At 33.1% G+C, this 16,720-nt stretch carries 14 protein-coding genes; 4 read left to right on the top strand and 10 right to left on the bottom strand.

Annotated features, from left to right (window positions below):
• Positions 1 to 96: 96 nt before the first annotated feature.
• A complete protein-coding gene (locus tag ACM55F_RS09525; RefSeq protein ID WP_416853568.1) occupies positions 97 to 762 on the bottom strand; it encodes an endonuclease III domain-containing protein in 666 nt (221 codons plus the stop codon).
• 231 nt (positions 763 to 993) lie between these two features.
• Between ACM55F_RS09525 and bcp the strand changes: the two genes are divergently transcribed.
• Positions 994 to 1,446 (top strand): thioredoxin-dependent thiol peroxidase, encoded by a 453-nt coding sequence (gene bcp / locus ACM55F_RS09520; RefSeq protein WP_416853567.1) that lies wholly within the window; start codon positions 994 to 996, stop codon positions 1,444 to 1,446.
• A 143-nt stretch (positions 1,447 to 1,589) separates the two neighbouring features.
• Here bcp and ACM55F_RS09515 read toward each other — a convergent pair whose 3' ends face one another.
• On the bottom strand, positions 1,590 to 3,050 hold the full coding sequence (locus ACM55F_RS09515) for a TonB-dependent receptor (RefSeq protein ID WP_416853566.1): 1,461 nt from the start codon (positions 3,048 to 3,050) through the stop codon (positions 1,590 to 1,592).
• Between the two features lie 95 nt (positions 3,051 to 3,145).
• Here ACM55F_RS09515 and ACM55F_RS09510 point away from each other — a divergent pair, with 95 nt between their 5' ends.
• Together ACM55F_RS09510 and ACM55F_RS09505 are read left to right on the top strand one after the other, a co-directional pair.
• Entirely contained in the window at positions 3,146 to 3,910 is a 765-nt protein-coding gene (locus tag ACM55F_RS09510; RefSeq protein ID WP_416853565.1) for an MBL fold metallo-hydrolase, read from the top strand.
• Between the two features lie 10 nt (positions 3,911 to 3,920).
• Positions 3,921 to 4,421: a hypothetical protein gene (locus tag ACM55F_RS09505; protein ID WP_416853564.1), complete on the top strand. Its 501-nt coding sequence runs from the start codon at positions 3,921 to 3,923 to the stop codon at positions 4,419 to 4,421.
• 63 nt (positions 4,422 to 4,484) lie between these two features.
• Here the strand turns inward: ACM55F_RS09505 and ACM55F_RS09500 are convergent, their stop codons facing one another.
• The 4 genes from ACM55F_RS09500 to ACM55F_RS09485 form a co-directional block, all read right to left on the bottom strand.
• Entirely contained in the window at positions 4,485 to 5,132 is a 648-nt protein-coding gene (locus tag ACM55F_RS09500; RefSeq protein WP_416853563.1) for an alpha/beta hydrolase, read from the bottom strand.
• A gap of 4 nt (positions 5,133 to 5,136) precedes the next feature.
• A complete protein-coding gene (locus ACM55F_RS09495; RefSeq protein ID WP_416853562.1) occupies positions 5,137 to 5,463 on the bottom strand; it encodes a hypothetical protein in 327 nt (108 codons plus the stop codon).
• A 40-nt stretch (positions 5,464 to 5,503) separates the two neighbouring features.
• A complete protein-coding gene (locus tag ACM55F_RS09490; RefSeq protein ID WP_416853561.1) occupies positions 5,504 to 6,757 on the bottom strand; it encodes a dihydroorotase in 1,254 nt (417 codons plus the stop codon).
• A 121-nt stretch (positions 6,758 to 6,878) separates the two neighbouring features.
• Entirely contained in the window at positions 6,879 to 8,807 is a 1,929-nt protein-coding gene (locus ACM55F_RS09485; protein WP_416853560.1) for a BatA domain-containing protein, read from the bottom strand.
• Between the two features lie 182 nt (positions 8,808 to 8,989).
• On the opposite strand from ACM55F_RS09485, the gene ACM55F_RS09480 reads away from it, so the two are divergent.
• A complete protein-coding gene (locus ACM55F_RS09480) occupies positions 8,990 to 10,102 on the top strand; it encodes a lactonase family protein (RefSeq protein ID WP_416853559.1) in 1,113 nt (370 codons plus the stop codon).
• A 69-nt stretch (positions 10,103 to 10,171) separates the two neighbouring features.
• Here the strand turns inward: ACM55F_RS09480 and ACM55F_RS09475 are convergent, their stop codons facing one another.
• The 4 genes from ACM55F_RS09475 to ACM55F_RS09460 form a co-directional block, all read right to left on the bottom strand.
• Complete coding sequence (locus ACM55F_RS09475) at positions 10,172 to 11,524, bottom strand: DEAD/DEAH box helicase (protein ID WP_416853558.1); 1,353 nt, start codon at positions 11,522 to 11,524, stop codon at positions 10,172 to 10,174.
• 95 nt (positions 11,525 to 11,619) lie between these two features.
• Positions 11,620 to 12,882: a YaiO family outer membrane beta-barrel protein gene (locus ACM55F_RS09470; RefSeq protein WP_416853557.1), complete on the bottom strand. Its 1,263-nt coding sequence runs from the start codon at positions 12,880 to 12,882 to the stop codon at positions 11,620 to 11,622.
• Positions 12,879 to 15,269: a sulfatase-like hydrolase/transferase gene (locus tag ACM55F_RS09465; protein WP_416853556.1), complete on the bottom strand. Its 2,391-nt coding sequence runs from the start codon at positions 15,267 to 15,269 to the stop codon at positions 12,879 to 12,881. The genes ACM55F_RS09470 and ACM55F_RS09465 overlap by 4 nt, the downstream gene beginning before the upstream one ends.
• A 21-nt stretch (positions 15,270 to 15,290) precedes the next feature.
• Positions 15,291 to 16,718 (bottom strand): glycosyltransferase family 2 protein, encoded by a 1,428-nt coding sequence (locus ACM55F_RS09460; RefSeq protein WP_416853555.1) that lies wholly within the window; start codon positions 16,716 to 16,718, stop codon positions 15,291 to 15,293.
• Positions 16,719 to 16,720 lie beyond the last annotated feature (2 nt).

The raw sequence follows: 16,720 nt of genomic DNA, 5'->3' as shown, positions 1-16,720 counted from the left end.
ATTGGATGTTATTGTATTGAAAAATTCAAGCTTATAATTTTTTAGGACTTGAATAACCAGATTCTACTAATTTTTAAATAAAATTAATGGAATCTCCTATTTATGGGTCCCTTGTTTTTTATGATACTCATCTAAAATGGTCTTTCTTCCAATCGTTTTGGTAATAATGTCTTTATCTAAATCCCAACCACGTGCAGGGGAATATTCCCGTCCGTACCAAATGATTTGTAAATGTAAATCATTCCATATTTCCTCCGGAAAAATACGTTTAGCATCCTTCTCTGTTTGAACCACATTTTTTCCATTGGTCAAATTCCATCGGTACATTAATCGATGGATATGGGTATCAACAGGAAATGCAGGAACGCCAAAAGCTTGAGACATCACCACGCTTGCGGTTTTATGCCCAACAGCGGGTAATTCTTCTAAAAATTCAAAACTTTGCGGTACTTTTCCACCATGCTTATTAATTAAAATATGAGATAAACCGTGAATACCTTTCGATTTCATTGGCGATAAGCCACAAGGACGTATGATTTCCTTAATCTCTTCCACGGACATTTTTATCATATCATACGGATTATCCGCTTTAGCAAAAAGTAAAGGTGTGATTTGATTCACGCGAACATCCGTGCATTGTGCCGAAAGTAAAACCGCAATCAATAAAGTATAAGGATCTTTATGGTCTAAAGGAATAGGAATCGTTGGATATAATTCTTTTAACGTATTTATAACAAACGTTACACGTTCTTGTTTATTCATTTTTGTATTTTTATAAAAAGTAAAAATAGTTTAAATTCTATTATGTGCCTAATCCAGTTTTGCGTTACAATCCCGAAACTTCGGGACTCATTTTTATAGCTTTTTTTCTAAGCAATTGCAAGAGCTTCCTCTGGTCGCTTTGTCATCGCAAGAAAAAATAACTATAAAAATTCCGGGGTTTTCACTTCACCCTGGGGCAAATATAAAAAACCAACACCTAAAACCTAATATATGACAACTCTAAAAAAAGGAGATAAAGCACCCACTTTTTCCGGTCTGGATCAAGATGGAAAACTACATCAATTAGCTGATTATAAAGGAAAAAAACTGGTCGTTTTCTTTTATCCAAAAGCCAATACACCCGGATGCACCGCCGAAGCTTGTGACTTGAGAGACAATTTTGAGAGATTCACAGCTAATAATTATGAACTGTTAGGCGTTAGTGCCGATGCGCAAAAAGCACAGGCTAAATTCAAAGAAAAATATGATTTCCCTTTTCCATTATTGGCTGATGAAGATAAATCAGTAATTCAAGCTTTTGGAGTTTGGGGGCCAAAGAAATTCATGGGAAAAGAATATGACGGGATTCACAGAACCACATTTGTAATAGATGAAAACGGAATTATTGAGGAGGTAATTACGGACGTAAAAACCAAAGCGCACGCTGCACAGATATTAGAATAAGTTTTCCAATTTCAGAAGACAGATTTAAGAAAAAAAGCCAAGAAAGAGATAAAATACTTTCTTGGCTTTTTTTATATAGTTTTTCGTCATTAAATTCGAAATCAGTCAACACATTTAAGTATTAACAATCTGAAATCTAAATACTAGTTGCTTTCTTTTAACAGTTTACTTGGATCATATCCAAAAAGATGATGTTCCTTGATTATTTCAGCAATACCCGAAGGAAGCATAGTTTCCCATCCTGGTTTTCCTTGGCTTATCATGTTAAGTACCTCACGAGAGAATACTTCAAGAATATTAGGATCGTAATCTACAATATCGACAACTTTACCATTGAATTTGAAGAATTTGTACAATTCTTTCATTCTAGGATGTACTTTCAAATTATCTGAAGTAATAATTTCACCGTTTTCGCCAATCATTGGATATAAAAAGACTTTCATGTCACGGTAAAATAATTTTCCGAAAGCTTCTAGAATTCCACCGCTTAAATGACGATAGTATTTTTCATCAAAAATATCAACCAAATTATTTACCCCCATTGCTAATCCCATTCGGGCTTTAGTATAATTGGCAAAATATTCCACCACCTTATAATATTCTTGAAAATTAGAGATCATTACCGTTTGTCCTAATGAACAAAGTAATTCGGCGCGATCCATAAAATCTCTTTCGTCAATTTCTCCATCTGAGCGTAAATTAGAAAGGGTAATTTCAAAAACAACAAGTGTATTGTCAACTTCCACTTTATTCTCATTCAGAAACATTTTCAATGATTTCTCATACATGTCCATGTTTACTTTTGTAACCGGACGAAAACTTCCTCTAAAAGCAAGAATGTTTTTTTTGTATAATATGGCTGCGGGAAGGATGTTTTTTCCATCGGGATTAAACATAACTGCATCAGTCATTCCATTTTTTACCAGCTGTAAACTCATCAAACGATTATCTACATCTGCAAAACGTGGCCCAGAGAAATTGATAGTGTCTATTTCCAACTGATCTTTATCTAAGTGATCATATAAATAGCGCAACAAACGTTTAGGATCATTGTATTTATAGTAAGCACCATAAATTAGATTCACACCAAGGATACCAAGTGTTTCTTGTTGTAAGCGAACATCAGTTTCTTTAAAACGAATGTGAATAATAATTTCATTATAATCCTCATCTGGTTCAATTTGATACCGAATGCCAACCCAGCCATGCCCTTTAAATTGTTTTGCAAAATCGATAGTAGCAACCGTATTGGCGTAGCTGAAAAACATTTTATTGGGATGTTTCTCTCTGCTTAATCGTTCTTCGATTAATTGCCCCTCAAATGTGAGCATTTTTTTAAGACGACTTTCAGTTACGTAACGGCCATCTTTTTCTATTCCATAAACAGCATCACTAAAATCTTTGTCATAGGCTGACATCGCTTTTGCAATGGTTCCCGAAGAACCACCCGACCTAAAAAAATGTCTTACAGTTTCTTGCCCAGCACCAATTTCTGCGAAAGTTCCGTAAATGTTTTCATTTAAATTGATACGAAGAGCCTTGTCTTTTATAGAAGGAATTTGCTCGATGACTTTGTCACCTTTTAATTTTATTTCAGTACCCATTTTGTTTTAAATATGGCTAATATGTTACAAAGTTAATTAAATAGGTTTCTAATGAAAGATAATTAACCCTATTTTTGTAAAAAAATCTAATAGCATTGAAGGTATATTTTTTAGGCACAGGCACATCACAAGGAATTCCTATTATAGGAAGCAATCATCCAGTATGTAAAAGCACTGATTTTAAGGATAAAAGGCTTCGGGTTTCGGTTTGGATCTCTTGGGAAAACCATTCATTTGTAATCGATTGCGGACCTGATTTTAGACAACAAATGCTTTCTTCAAATTGCCAAAAAGTAGATGGAATCCTATTTACTCATGAACATTCCGATCATACTGCCGGTTTGGATGATATTCGTCCGTTCAATTTTAAACAAGGCGAGATTCCAATTTATGCGCACCAAAGAGTAATTGATAATCTAAAAAAACGTTTCGATTATGTTTTTGAAACCGAAAATAGATATCCGGGAGCTCCTTCTGTCGAAACAATTGAAGTTATCAATAATCAACCTTTTTCTATTGGTGATAAAATGGCTATTCCTATAGATGTAATGCATGCGGGTCTTCAGGTTTTTGGGTATAGAATAGATGATTTTGCCTATTTGACGGATGTGAAAACAATAGAAGAAAGCGAAATTGAAAAATTAAAAAATCTAGAAGTATTAGTGATAAATGCTTTGCGAGAAGAATCCCATATTGCACATTTCAATTTGCAGGAGGCATTAGATTTTATAACTTTGGTTCAACCTAAAAAAGCCTATATTACCCATATCAGTCATATTCTTGGTTTTCATGAAGAAGTACAAAAAAGACTTCCGGAGAACGTTTTTCTTGCGTATGATAATCTAGAAATTACAATTTAATCAACCTAAAATGAAAAAATCATTATTGCTTTACGCTTTTATTCTAGCTTTATTATTTAATGTTTACACTTATATGTTTTTAAGTAAGGAAGTAACTTTTGAACAAGATAGATACAAAAGAGTGACTACAAAGTTGAAAGATAGTTTAAGTTCAGTTAAAAATAAATTAACGGATGCGAACTATTTTTCTTTGGAAAAAAACGAAAATGCCCAAAATTATTTTGATTCTGGAAGTTCAGAAAAAATGATTCAATATGAAAAATTAATTCCTATTGTTACTGAAAAATTATTGGATTACAATTCTAACCCAAAAGGGAATCCTTATACGGGTCAAGATCAAATTGGGACGAATAAATTTATTATCAATAAAGTAAGAATCCTAAACCACAGATGGATTATTGCGGACTTTAGTGATGGTGAAATTTGGGGAGAAGTTTTATTGAAATATTTTGTAAATGCAGATGATAGTATTTCATTCGAAGTAAATCAATCATTGTTATATCAGAAATAAAGAGTGTTCAGTCGCAGTATTCAGTTATAATAAACACTGAAAACTGCGACTGAATACTATATACTATTTTTCAAGAAGCCAATTTTTAAAGTCATAAAAATTTTGTGGCGCCACTCCATGACCCACAGGATATTCTTTATAGGTTATATTTATTCCTAAATTTTCTACTATTGCAGGTGTTTTTCTAGCCCATTCTACTGGGATTACTTGATCTACAGTTCCGTGTGAAGTAAATATTTTCAGGTTAGAAAAGTTGTTTTTTAGATAATCATCTGCTACAATTTCTAAATTCAAATAGCCACTCATAGCCACTACTTTTTGAACTTTTTCTGGGTAAGAAAGTGCTACAGCATAACTCAAAATTGATCCTTGGCTGAAGCCAACTAAAGCAATTTGAGTCTTATCGATTGGATAATTAGCAATTAACTCATCAATAAATCCAGCGATTAAATCCCTTGAAACTTTGGCTTGTTCGTGGTCTGAAAATTTATTTTGATCCGCATCAAAGTTTATTGCATACCAAGCATAACTGCCGTATTGTAAGTCATAAGGCGCACGTGCTGAGATAATATAATATTCCTCTGGAAGCTCAGTAGCAAATGAAAATAAATCTTCTTCATTGCTGCCGTATCCGTGCAATAAAAGGATAAGAGGATTTTTGTCTAATTTTATTTTAGGTTCACGTATTTTATATTCTAAAGATAAATTCATCGGATTATGATATTTTTTTAAGCCATTTTTGAAAATAAGTTCCCAATAAAGGAACTGGTTTTGTTTCTCCTTTTATAGCGCTAGTAATGCCATAAGACCATAAAACAAATACGAAAATCCACATAGGAGCTGAAATCATTAAGCTGTCAAAATTGCTGATGATTAATCCCAATGATATAAAAGTTAATGTGAGTCCCAGTCCTTGGCGAATGTGAAAAGAAGCAAACGCATTTTTATCTTCGGAGTTCATAGACATCGCTATAAATACGCCAATTCCTAAAATATAGCTAGTGATGGCGGCGGTTTTTCCTTTTTCGGTAGTATTATTCATTTTTATTTGTGCTCACTCTGAGGTTTGTGCGGTTTTTTATTTATGCTAAAATTAATTTTCCTTGATTGACAATCCCAAGCACTTTTCCTTTGATTTCTGTTTCGAGAAACGCGGAATTTTTCGATTTGGATAAAATGGATGATTTTGTAAAAATGTTTTTTGGTTCTGGATTAAATAAGGTAATATTTGCTTTAGAACCTTCATTAATTGATTCTATTTCGATACCAAAAGTCGTTTTTCCAGCGGTCAATTTATCTATTACGGTTTCTAATGGCAATACGGTCATCAAAGCACCAAAAGCACTTTCCAATCCAATTGTTCCGTTTTTGGCACCATCAAATTCCATTTTCTTGTGTTCAATGTCTATCGGATTATGGTCAGATGTAATCATATCGATTGTTCCGTCTTTTATGCCTTTCAGCAATGCTTTTCTATCATATTCAGTTCTAAGTGGCGGCGAAACTTTATAACGTGTGTCAAAACCTTCCAGTTTTTCATCAGTTAAAACTAAATTATGCACAGCAACACTACACGTTACATTTAGTCCATTGGCTTTAGCCTCTTTGATTAATTGAACTGATTTTTTAGTAGAAATTGTTGGAATGTGTAGTTTTCCTCCGGTATATTCTAACAGAAATAAATTTCTTGCGATTTGCAATTCTTCGGCAAGATTTGGAATTCCTTTCAAGCCTAATCGGGTAGAAACAATGCCTTCATTCGCCACTCCGTTTCCTTTTATATTTTCGTCTTGGGAAAAAGCAAGAAGCAATCCATCAAAATCCTGAACATATTGTAAGGCGATTTTTAGCAAATTAGCATTGTCCAAACTTTTATTATAATCTCCAAAAGCAACTGCTCCCGCTTTTTTCATATCATATAATTCGGCCATGTCTTTTCCTGCACTTTCTTTGCTCAAAGCGCCAATAGGATACAGTTGAGTTGCAAATCCTTGTGCTTTATTTAAAACAAAATTCACTTGGGATTGATTGTCAATAATAGGGAAGGAGTTGGGTTGTAATGCGATTGCCGTAAAACCGCTTTTGGCAGCAACATTAAGTCCGTTTGATATGGTTTCTCGGTCTTCAAAGCCAGGTTCTCCAAAAGAAACGCTACTGTCGAACCAGCCTTGTGAAACATGTAAATTATCAAGTTTTACTTCGTCTGCTTTATCTGGATTTGGAAGCGATGTTCCAATTTTTTTTATAAAACCATCAACAATTAAAATATCTGCAGTCTTATTATGAAAGGGACTTTTCGAATCGATAATTTTGGCGTCTCTGATGATTAATTTCATATGTAGATAATATTTGTTTTTTTAATGGAATATGAAATTCGCATAGTTGTATTAACTTTTACGACCAAATTACGGTCATGCTCATTTCATATTAATTTTTTAAGTATTGGACCTTCGTTATTTACTTTACGAATCGTATAATTGCCATTTCGGTTATTAGAAATAACAGTGCAAAGATAACAAACCATTTCCAAATTTGATTATCAGTTCTGTCAGTTTGTAAAGTGTCAAATAATGATGGGATTGATTCGATTGTTTTATAGTCCGAAAGTATATTGTCATTGGCTGAAGCCAAATCACTTTCGGTTCTGTTGTAATTGAAACTGATATTTTCAATCCACTCTTTTTTATTGTAAATGCTGAAATTTCCGGCTTGTTCCGGATAATCATTGAAAGTCATTTTGACTTTATTATTCAGAATTTGTTGGATAGGAATAAATTGTTCGTCCAAGCCTTTTACATTTAAAATAGCGTCTTTGTTTAACGATGCTTCTGTCAAGTGCGGGTTGTTATTCCCTATTGTCAAAGCATTTACACCTTTGTTTTTATTGTTCATCGCCATCTTGTAAAATGTAGGCACAATTAATGGAGATTGCTGAAAATTTGAATTTTCGATGTTGATAGGAGCTGCAAAAACAGCAACCGCTGAAACTGAATTTGCTATTGAAGTCAAGAAAACACTTTGATCCTCATAAGATAGAGCGGCAGGACTTGAACTGGATAATGCAAACGAACTTTTTGTCTTTGGATATTGAAAATTAGACACTTTATTTTCAAAAACGCTATTGAATATAGGATGATTGAAGTTTATTTTAGTAATTAATTTTTCTCTTTTTTCTAAAGAATTAAATTTGAGGTTTCCAAAATTCGAGACAAAAGAATTCATATTTGTAGTTGAACTTACTGTCGAAGGGATCACAATTAAATTGCCGCCTTTCTCTACAAAAGATTTCAAAGTGGTCGCCAAAGCCTGTGGGATTTCATCCAATTCATTTAAAACAATCGCATCTTGTTCCTCTAGTTTATTGTAATCTAATGCGCTTAAAGTGGAATTGCTAAAATGGAACTCTTCACTGGTGTAAATTCGGGAAAGGAAGTTACTTTTCGCCGGTTCTCCAATGCTGATAATGTTGGTTTTCTTCGTTTTAGAAATACTAAAATACAACGTGTTGTCATAAGTCAACCCATTGTCAACTATGGAAAAATAACCATGAAAAGCTTGTTTTGGAATCGTAAAATTGAGGTTTTTTTTCTTCGAGTCTAAAGTTATTATTGTTTTAGCAATAAGCTTGTTTTCATTGTATAAAGAAATAGGAATCGGGTTAAAATCATCTCCATAACCGGATATTTGGACGCTAATTTCATAAAAATTTTCTAATGTTTTATTGATGAAAACGCTGTCAATAGAAACATTGTTTTTTTGTTCGGCTTTTGGGATTATAAATAAAGGAGAATCAGTTGCATCACTATTTTTCAGTTGTTTTTCATCAAGACCAATTGCGTCGGTAATGATAACGATATCCTTTTTAAAAGCTGATTTATGCGCTTTTAACTTTGCCATTATATTGTCCAATTGAAAAGGAGTAGCGCTGTATTTTAGATTTTGCAAAGCACTACGAACCGATTTAATATCCGTATTCCAATAATTTTCAGAATTAGTGAGCAAAGAAAAATTCACGTTTTCTGGAGTTTCTTCGAGTAGTTCCTGAACGGCTCTTTTTAGTAATTCCCCTTTTTTGCCTTTGGCTTGCATACTAAAAGAATTATCCAAAATAATATACAGTTCATTGCTGGCATTTTTACTGTCTTTTGACTCAAAAAAAGGCTGTGCAAATGCTATAACGATACAAGTTAATAATAATAAACGACAGGCGAGAAGTAACCATTTCTTGATTTTAGAACTTTTTCTGGTTTGAATTGAAAGTGCTTTTAAGAAACGAACATTGGTGAAATATTCTTTTTTGAAACGGCGTAATTGGAATAAATGAACCAAAATTGGAACAATCAACAAGAACAGAAAGTATAAAATTTCGGGATGTTTAAAATGCATTCTGAGGTTGAGTTTACTTCACTGGATTTTATTTTCAATGGAGTTCATTGAATTTCATGAGTCAAAAATACAAATTTGTTGACAGTTTTAGATGAAGTTGTTATAATTTTTCAAAGGAATAAACAATTGACATTCATTATGAATATAATGTGTATTTTAGCTTTTCAATAAAATTTAAAAACATGAAAAAACCGTTTGCTGTTCTTCTATTAATTTTCATTTTTACAAGTATTCAGGCACAAAAAAATAAATTCAATTTGCTGATTGGAACCTACACCCAAAGTTGTGACAGCAAAGGAATTTATGTATATGATTTTGATTCAAAAACAGGGGATTTCAGTTTTAAAAATGCAACTGAAAAAGTTATAAATCCGAGTTATTTGACGGTTTCAAAGGAGAATAACTTTATTTATTCCGTAAATGAGTTTGGTGCTGAAAGTACGGTAAGTTCTTTTAGTTACAATCCATCAAGCGGAAAATTAGACTTAATCAACAAACAAAGTTCAAAAGGCGCTGATCCTTGTTACATTATAAACGATGATAAAAATGTGATTGTTGCTAATTATTCTGGTGGGAATATTTCTATTTTTGGTAAAAATAACGACGGAAGTCTTGCCGAAGCAAAGCAAGTTATTCAACATTATGGAAAAGGAATTAATGTACAAAGACAAGAAAGTCCTCATGTGCATATGGTTCATTTTTCTCCAGATAAAAAGTTTGTTTTGTCTAACGATTTAGGGAATGACAAAGTATATTCGTATGCCTATAATCCTAATGCTGCAAGTACTGTTTTAGAATTAAAAGATAGTGTTGCTGTAAAATCTGGAAGTGGACCAAGACATTTAACCTTTAGCAAAGACGGTAAATTTGTTTATCTATTACAGGAACTTGACGGAGCGTTAACCGTATTTAGTTACTCAAACGGGATGTTGAAAAAGATTAATGAAACCACTATTTTAGCAAAAGGCTTCAAAGGAACTTTCAGCTCGGCAGATATTCATATTTCGCCTGACGGGAAGTTCTTATATGCTTCTAATCGCGGTGAAGCAAATAACATTACAATTTTTAAAATTCTAAAAAATGGAAAATTATTATTGAAAGGACAAACCAGTACTTTGGGAAAAGGGCCTAGAAATTTTGCCATTGATCCAACCGGGAATTTTCTTCTGGTAGCACATCAATATACTAATGATGTGGTGATTTTTAAAAGGAATAAAACTACGGGAGCACTTACAGATACTGGAAAAAAGATTGCTTTGTGTTCTCCGGTTTGTTTGGTTTTTACAAGGAATTAAAATAAAACAGAGTATATGGTTCAAGAAAAAAGGCTAAAAATGAGTGCCATTTTTAGCCTTTTTAATTTACTATTTATTCTTGTCTTTTCTCTTTTTGTCTCTGGTTTTTAGCATGTTTCTATTTACTGAACCGTGTGTTTTTTTCTTGGTTACACCAGGTCCACCTAAATTGACTTTCTTATTCTTTTTACTTTTTTCTTGAAAAGCGCCATCTCCGTCAAGCTTCTGTTTTTTCATCATAAACTTAATTGGTTGCCTGTCTTTTTCAGGTTCGATTAATTTTGATGAAACTTCAACTGTTTCTGGGAAAGCTTCGATTGCTAATTCCATGTTCATCAGCACTTCTATCTCGACTTTAGATTCTTCTTCACGAGGTGCGATAAGACTTATTGCTGTTCCTGTAGCATCTGCACGACCGGTTCTACCAATTCTGTGCATATACAATTCCGGCATTTCAGGCATTTCGAAATTGATAACGTGGGTGATATTTGAAATATCCAAACCTCTTGCCATAATATCTGTGGTAATCAAACCACGTAAATTTCCTTCTTGGAAAGAAGCCATCGTACTCAAACGATAATTTTGAGATTTATTCGAGTGAATTACCCCAAACTGACCTTCAAAATCTTCTTCGATTCGTTCGTGAACCATATCTGAAATCTTCTTATTATTGACAAATACCAGAACACGACTCATGTCTTCGTTGTTTTGCAATAAGTGTTTCAGAAGGTTTATTTTGGTATTGAAATTGGGAACATTATAGGCAATTTGTTTGATGTTTTCCAAAGGAGTTCCTGATGCTGAAAGCGTAACTTCTTCCGGATAATCAAAATAATCATTCAAAATAGCATCTACTTCATCCGTCATAGTTGCTGAAAACAGGATGTTTTGACGTTTTTTAGGCATCATGGCCAAGATAGCGGTCAATTGGGTACGGAAACCTAAATTAAGCATTTCATCAAACTCATCAATAACTAGTTTTTGCATTTCTTCAAAACGAATTACATTATCTAGCGTTAAATCCATGATTCTTCCTGGAGTTCCCACTAGTATGTCGCAGCCTTGATAAACGGTTGTTTTTTGAGTATTGATGTTGACACCTCCAAAAATGCCAACGGTACGAACCGACATGTATTTTGTCAATTTTTCTACTTCTTCCACTACTTGCACGACAAGTTCACGCGTAGGAACCAGAATTACTATTTTAGGAGTATGTCCCGGAGTAAATTTATATAATTTTAATAAAGGCAACAAATAGGCAAATGTTTTACCAGTACCAGTTTGTGCAATTCCCATCATATCTCTTCCAGACATAATCACAGAAAAAGTTTTTTCTTGGATGGGAGTTGGAGAAGTAAATCCTAAATCATCTATTGACTTTTGTACAGATTTGGGGAGATTGAATTGTTCGAAAGTACTCATTTGCTTAAATTTTGTGCAAAGATAGTCTTTTTGAAAGTAATGTTATAAAATCGACTTCAATCTACTAAATAAGGTAGTTTTTTTAGGTGTTGTTTTTACTTGAATTTTAACTCCCATGACAAAGCAACTGAATAAATCCAAAAGTAATTTCCTTGGTCAAAGATTATTTCTTGGTGTGAAACTCCAAATTGGGTTCCCCAAGCGTTTTGTTTATTTGATGAAGTAAAATAATAGCTAAGATTAATTCTTTGGGCCTTTAAGTCGACGAATTTTGCCGCATCTTCATTGATGTTGAATTGATTAATTTCAGGTGAAAAACCTACGCTAAGTGCTACACCTAAGTAATTATCCGCATCACTTCGGTATTTACGGTAGGTCAAAGTACCTGATTTACTGGTTCCTGTTTCTCCCGGAGTGAAATAAGGACGAAAAGCCAAATAACTATTTCCAGTATACCAACCCAATGAACCCGTATATATGTTGGTTGTTGTGCTGTACTTCAAAGTTCGGATTCCTAAGGAAACTTCGAAGCTTTTTGGTAAAGATTTATAGAATTCCAAACCATATCTTACATCTGGAAATAGAAAAGATTTTGACAGGCCAATATTGACATAAGCATAAAGACCTTTTGCAATTTTTGGATATAAATCAACTTCATATTGTAATCCATTTTCATTAAATCTTCTGTTAAAATTAACTCGCCCTATAATGCTTCCATATTTAGTTTGTCGCCTGTACGTCAGTGCATAATATTGCATTGGATCAAAAACATCGGAATAAATATCCACCGAAGAAGTTATTCCTATTGCATTTCGACTCAAATCATTGTTTAAACTCGTCTTGTATTCTTTGGCTTTCTGATCGTCTGGATTTTGAGTCAATATTAATTCAAGTGTATTTAATGCTTCTAATGGATTATTTGTTTTTTCTTGTGCACTTGCCTTTAAATACAATAACTCTGCGTCATTAGGGAACTTTTTTAAAGCATTATTTGTCATTTCAATTGCCACATAAGGCAAGTCGCCCCATAATTCATTTTTGATGGCGGCTATCCAAGTCGTTTTACTCTCTTTGTCTTTCTCTAAAATATAATCAAATTCTTTCCGTGCTTTTTTATATTCGCCGTCCCAAGAATATGTCGTTGCCAAAAAAGAGCGAATATCGTGGTAATCCGGATATTTAGTCAAAATAAATAATAAGGTGTCCTGCGCTTGTTTGCGTTGTTGGTTAAAGGCTAAATTGCGTGCGTTTTCAAAAGAAGCATCCGGATCTCCGTCAAATTTAATTTCTTGTCCGGACATTTGGAAGATACCAAAAAATGCCAGTATGAAAGTCAGTTTTATTATTTTTGAAATCATTTTTTTAAGGATTTTTTAAAATTTGAGTATTCTTTATTCTCAGGATGTATTTTCAAAAGGCTGTCAATTGTTTTATTCGAATCTTTAATATTGTTCATTCTCTTGTATGCTTGTGCCAGTTTATAACCCAATTCAGCATTATTAATTTGATTTCCTAATGCTTTTTTTCCAATCGCAACTACTTTTTTATTTTGGTCTGACCACCAATAAACATCCATTATAGCTAAATAAGAATCACCATAAAAGGGCGTTCTGTTGATTACTTCCAGCAATTCTATTTCTGCATTTTTATAATCGCCATCCCAGGCTAATGTTCTGCCTTTTAATGTTCTTACATCACCATAATTAGGAAGGTCATTCAAAATATAATTGCATAATAATCGTGCTTTTTCATGCTCCTTTTTGAATGCTAAATCTCTTGCCAGAAAGAAAATTTGATCTCGATCCAATCCTTTTGTTAATTTTTTGATTGTCGAAAATTGCTCAGCAGTAAACTCATAAGTAGGTTTCTTAAAGCTTTTAGCGGAATTTGTAATTTTATTTTTAGAGGTTACGTAAGCGTTTAGCCTTTTAAAATCATTAAAAGAACTGCTTATTGTTTCAAGCATGTCGTTGTCGGTCTCATTAACATTGAAATCTTCATCAATTTTAAACATATTCCCATCTGAATAAAAATAGTCCTTGTATATATAGTCATTGATACTTCCTTTGTATCGCATCATTGGAATGCTGTGAATATTTCTAAATTGTCTTACGGTGTCTAAACCGGTGCCCAGCCAGGTAGTTTTCTCCAATTTATTGAATTTGTAATTATTCATTAAAAAAGAAACTAAGCTTGGCGTTACATCACGGTGGGAAGAAATGGATTTGAATTTTGCTGTTTTCTTTAGCATGGGACTATAAATGTATAGTGGTACATGAAAGCGCGATAGATTATCTTTTTGAGGAATTGGGATTAACCGGTGATCGCCGGTAATAATAAAAATGGTATTGGCATAATCGGGTCTTTTAGAATAGGCTTCCATGAAGTTTTTAATCGAATTATCAGTGTATAGAAGACAGGCAAATATGTCTTTGTATTCATTGAGCTTATTTTTTTCAAAATACGATTTGGTTTTCAAAATGCGTTCCGCTTTTTCCAGGTACATTTTTTTAGAAGGAAAAGCAAATGGTTCGTGATTGCTAAGTGTCATTACAATATCCAATCGAGGCTCTTTTTTACCTTTCAATTCAGATAATGTTTTTCTGAATATCTCAGAATCGGGATACCCCCACGAGAAACCAGCGTCGTTTTTTTTGGTTACAACATATTCAGGGCCAAATTTATCGATGTCTATTAGGTTATCGATACCATTATATTCTAAGAAACTTCTTTTTCTGTCAAAATTTGAGTCTGCTCCACAATAATAAGAAGTAGTATAGCCGTTTGATTTCAGGATACTAATTAGTGAATTGTGTTTAGGTAGTGGATTCATTTCCATAAAGCCATTTTCTCCAAACGGTAATGAACCGATCAATGAAGGCAACGCACCGAATGTTCTACCGGCATTACTTACGAAATTTTCCCAGTAGAGCGATTTCGAAGTTAAGGAGTCTAGGTAAGGAGTGAAGCCTTTATATTCACCATCATCGATAAAATCACTACCAAGCCCTTCAACAATAATAAAAACCACATTTGGTTTCTCTTTATGAATATTAAAAAAAGGCGCCAATACATCTTTGGTGTTTTCAGAGGCTTGTTCCAAAGGGAATTCTTTCTTAAAAGAGATACTTCCTTGCGAAGCCAAAGCTTTGTCATTTTCAGCTCTTATGATGTCACTCAACAAGAAATTTAATTTGTTTTGGGAAGCAGGTTTATTGCTGCTGGCAATTAATAAATTTAAACTCCCAAAAAAGAATACAACTATAAGTAGAATTTTTGGGTTGATTTTATGTCCAAATAAATGGAAAAGCCAATTAAGTCCCAAGTAAAGAAGTATTACGACTATAAATGGCAAGAATAATGTGAAAGACATTGATACAGAGGTTGTAACGGTATGGTAAATGTCGTCATAAGAATAGCCTACAAGGTCAGCACCAAGGTTGACACGCGTGGTAAGACTATATCCTATCAATCCAAGTTGGATTAGTGCGATAACAGAGAATAGCACTCTAATAATAATTATTCCTAAAGAATTTTTTATGTATTTTAATAGTAAATACAGTGGAAAAAATAACACTCCAATTAGTATTCCGGTAAAAAAATCATTTAATAATTTATAGGCGAATGGTTGTATTTCAAAAATTTTGAACACCTCAATTAAGCTTAAAAAGCAAAAAATAATTATCAACGAAACCGTTGCGTAAATATATTCTAAACTGTTTTGGTAAGTAAATTTAATCTTCATTTAAATATGTTTTTTATAGTTTTAAGCTTTTGCCATTCCTTTTCTGGTCATAGCTCCCCATTTCTTTTTTTTGTTAAAATAGTAGTCTAAATTTCCTCTAATTGCAGCATATAAAATGAAGGGATGATTGACGAAAGGTTCTAAAAAAGCAATTTTTAAAAGGTTGTAACCTGTTCCTTTCTTTTTATATTGATGATATGTAAGTTCTTCGGTAATTATAGCAACTATTGAAAATATGACTGTAAATAAATAGGCCAAAATGATAAAGGCTAATGAATAATCCCATCTCACATGATTAAGTGCTATAAGAATTCCAAAATAGATTAAACCGGCCACTTCTACTATTGGTGCCATTCTTTCGAAGAAAAACCAATAGGGATAACTTAAAAGTCCCAAGGAATTGTATTTAGGATTAAATCCAATTTTTCGATGTCTTCTCAGCGTTTCTATAGTGCCGCGGGTCCATCTGTTTCTTTGTGAAATAAATGTTTTGTAATTGTCAGGAGCTTCGGTCCAGCAAAGAGGATCAGGAATATAGGCCACTTTGTATTTCTCTTTTTGTTCTTCCATATAGCCTCTCATTCGCACAACAATTTCCATGTCCTCTCCTACAGTCTTTGTGTCGTAACCACCGACTTTAATAGCAATTTTTTTGTCAAATAAACCAAAAGCACCTGAAATCACTAACAGACCATTAAGTCTGCTCCAAGCCATTCTTCCCAATAAAAAGGCTCTTAAGTATTCTAGAATCTGTCCTTTCTCAAGCAGTTTTTCAGGAAAGTTCACATCGTGTAATTTTCCGTCTTTGACAAGACATGAATTCGAAATTCGGATTACACCTCCAGCAGCTATTACTTTAGCATTTGTTGTTTCTAAAAATGGTTTTATCATTTTTTGAAGAGATTCTTCCAGTAATAAACAATCTACATCTATGCATGCAACATATTTGTTATTACTTATATTAAGTCCCATATTCAAAGCATCTGCTTTTCCTCCATTTTCTTTATCAACTACAATCAGTTTTTCAAATGCAGGATTAGTAGATTTATAAATTCCATTCCTTAGTGGTTTTGTTTGAATTTGTTCATTGACAAGGTAATCTACCTGAATTAAATTATAAGCTTTAATGAGTTTGTCCAGACTGTCATCTATACTTCCGTCGTTTATTATAATCACATCATAATTTACATAATAGCTGGATAGCAAGGATCGTACATTTTCAACAATATTTAAGCTTTCATTGTATGCAGGGGCTATAATTGAAATAGAAGGAGAAATGGACGAGGCTAATATTTCTTTGTAATTTACAAAGCTATTTTTCCTCATATATTCTTTTGTCTCAATTGCAGAAATAAAAGCTAATATGATATAAGATCCAATAGCTGAAATGCTGTAGATAAAAAATAAATAATGAACTAAAAGGATTAAAATCTGTTCCGTACTTGCCATAA

The sequence above is a fragment of the Flavobacterium melibiosi genome (assembly GCF_048158545.1).
Classification (GTDB): domain Bacteria; phylum Bacteroidota; class Bacteroidia; order Flavobacteriales; family Flavobacteriaceae; genus Flavobacterium; species Flavobacterium melibiosi.
The sequence above is the reverse complement of the archived record's forward strand: the minus strand, read 5'-3'. Positions and strand labels throughout refer to the sequence as shown.

Bases quoted from the DNA above. Each gene is read 5' to 3' on its own strand.
- ACM55F_RS09525 (WP_416853568.1), bottom strand. From the start codon at position 762: ATGAATAAACAAGAACGTGTAACGTTTGTTATAAATACGTTAAAAGAA.
- ACM55F_RS09480 (WP_416853559.1), top strand. From the start codon at position 8,990: ATGAAAAAACCGTTTGCTGTTCTTCTATTAATTTTCATTTTTACAAGT.
- ACM55F_RS09465 (WP_416853556.1), bottom strand. From the start codon at position 15,269: ATGAAGATTAAATTTACTTACCAAAACAGTTTAGAATATATTTACGCA.
- ACM55F_RS09515 (WP_416853566.1), bottom strand. From the start codon at position 3,050: ATGGGTACTGAAATAAAATTAAAAGGTGACAAAGTCATCGAGCAAATT.
- ACM55F_RS09495 (WP_416853562.1), bottom strand. From the start codon at position 5,463: ATGAATAATACTACCGAAAAAGGAAAAACCGCCGCCATCACTAGCTAT.
- ACM55F_RS09505 (WP_416853564.1), top strand. From the start codon at position 3,921: ATGAAAAAATCATTATTGCTTTACGCTTTTATTCTAGCTTTATTATTT.
- ACM55F_RS09460 (WP_416853555.1), bottom strand. From the start codon at position 16,718: ATGGCAAGTACGGAACAGATTTTAATCCTTTTAGTTCATTATTTATTT.
- ACM55F_RS09500 (WP_416853563.1), bottom strand. From the start codon at position 5,132: ATGAATTTATCTTTAGAATATAAAATACGTGAACCTAAAATAAAATTA.
- ACM55F_RS09475 (WP_416853558.1), bottom strand. From the start codon at position 11,524: ATGAGTACTTTCGAACAATTCAATCTCCCCAAATCTGTACAAAAGTCA.
- ACM55F_RS09485 (WP_416853560.1), bottom strand. From the start codon at position 8,807: ATGCATTTTAAACATCCCGAAATTTTATACTTTCTGTTCTTGTTGATT.
- ACM55F_RS09470 (WP_416853557.1), bottom strand. From the start codon at position 12,882: ATGATTTCAAAAATAATAAAACTGACTTTCATACTGGCATTTTTTGGT.
- bcp (WP_416853567.1), top strand. From the start codon at position 994: ATGACAACTCTAAAAAAAGGAGATAAAGCACCCACTTTTTCCGGTCTG.
- ACM55F_RS09490 (WP_416853561.1), bottom strand. From the start codon at position 6,757: ATGAAATTAATCATCAGAGACGCCAAAATTATCGATTCGAAAAGTCCC.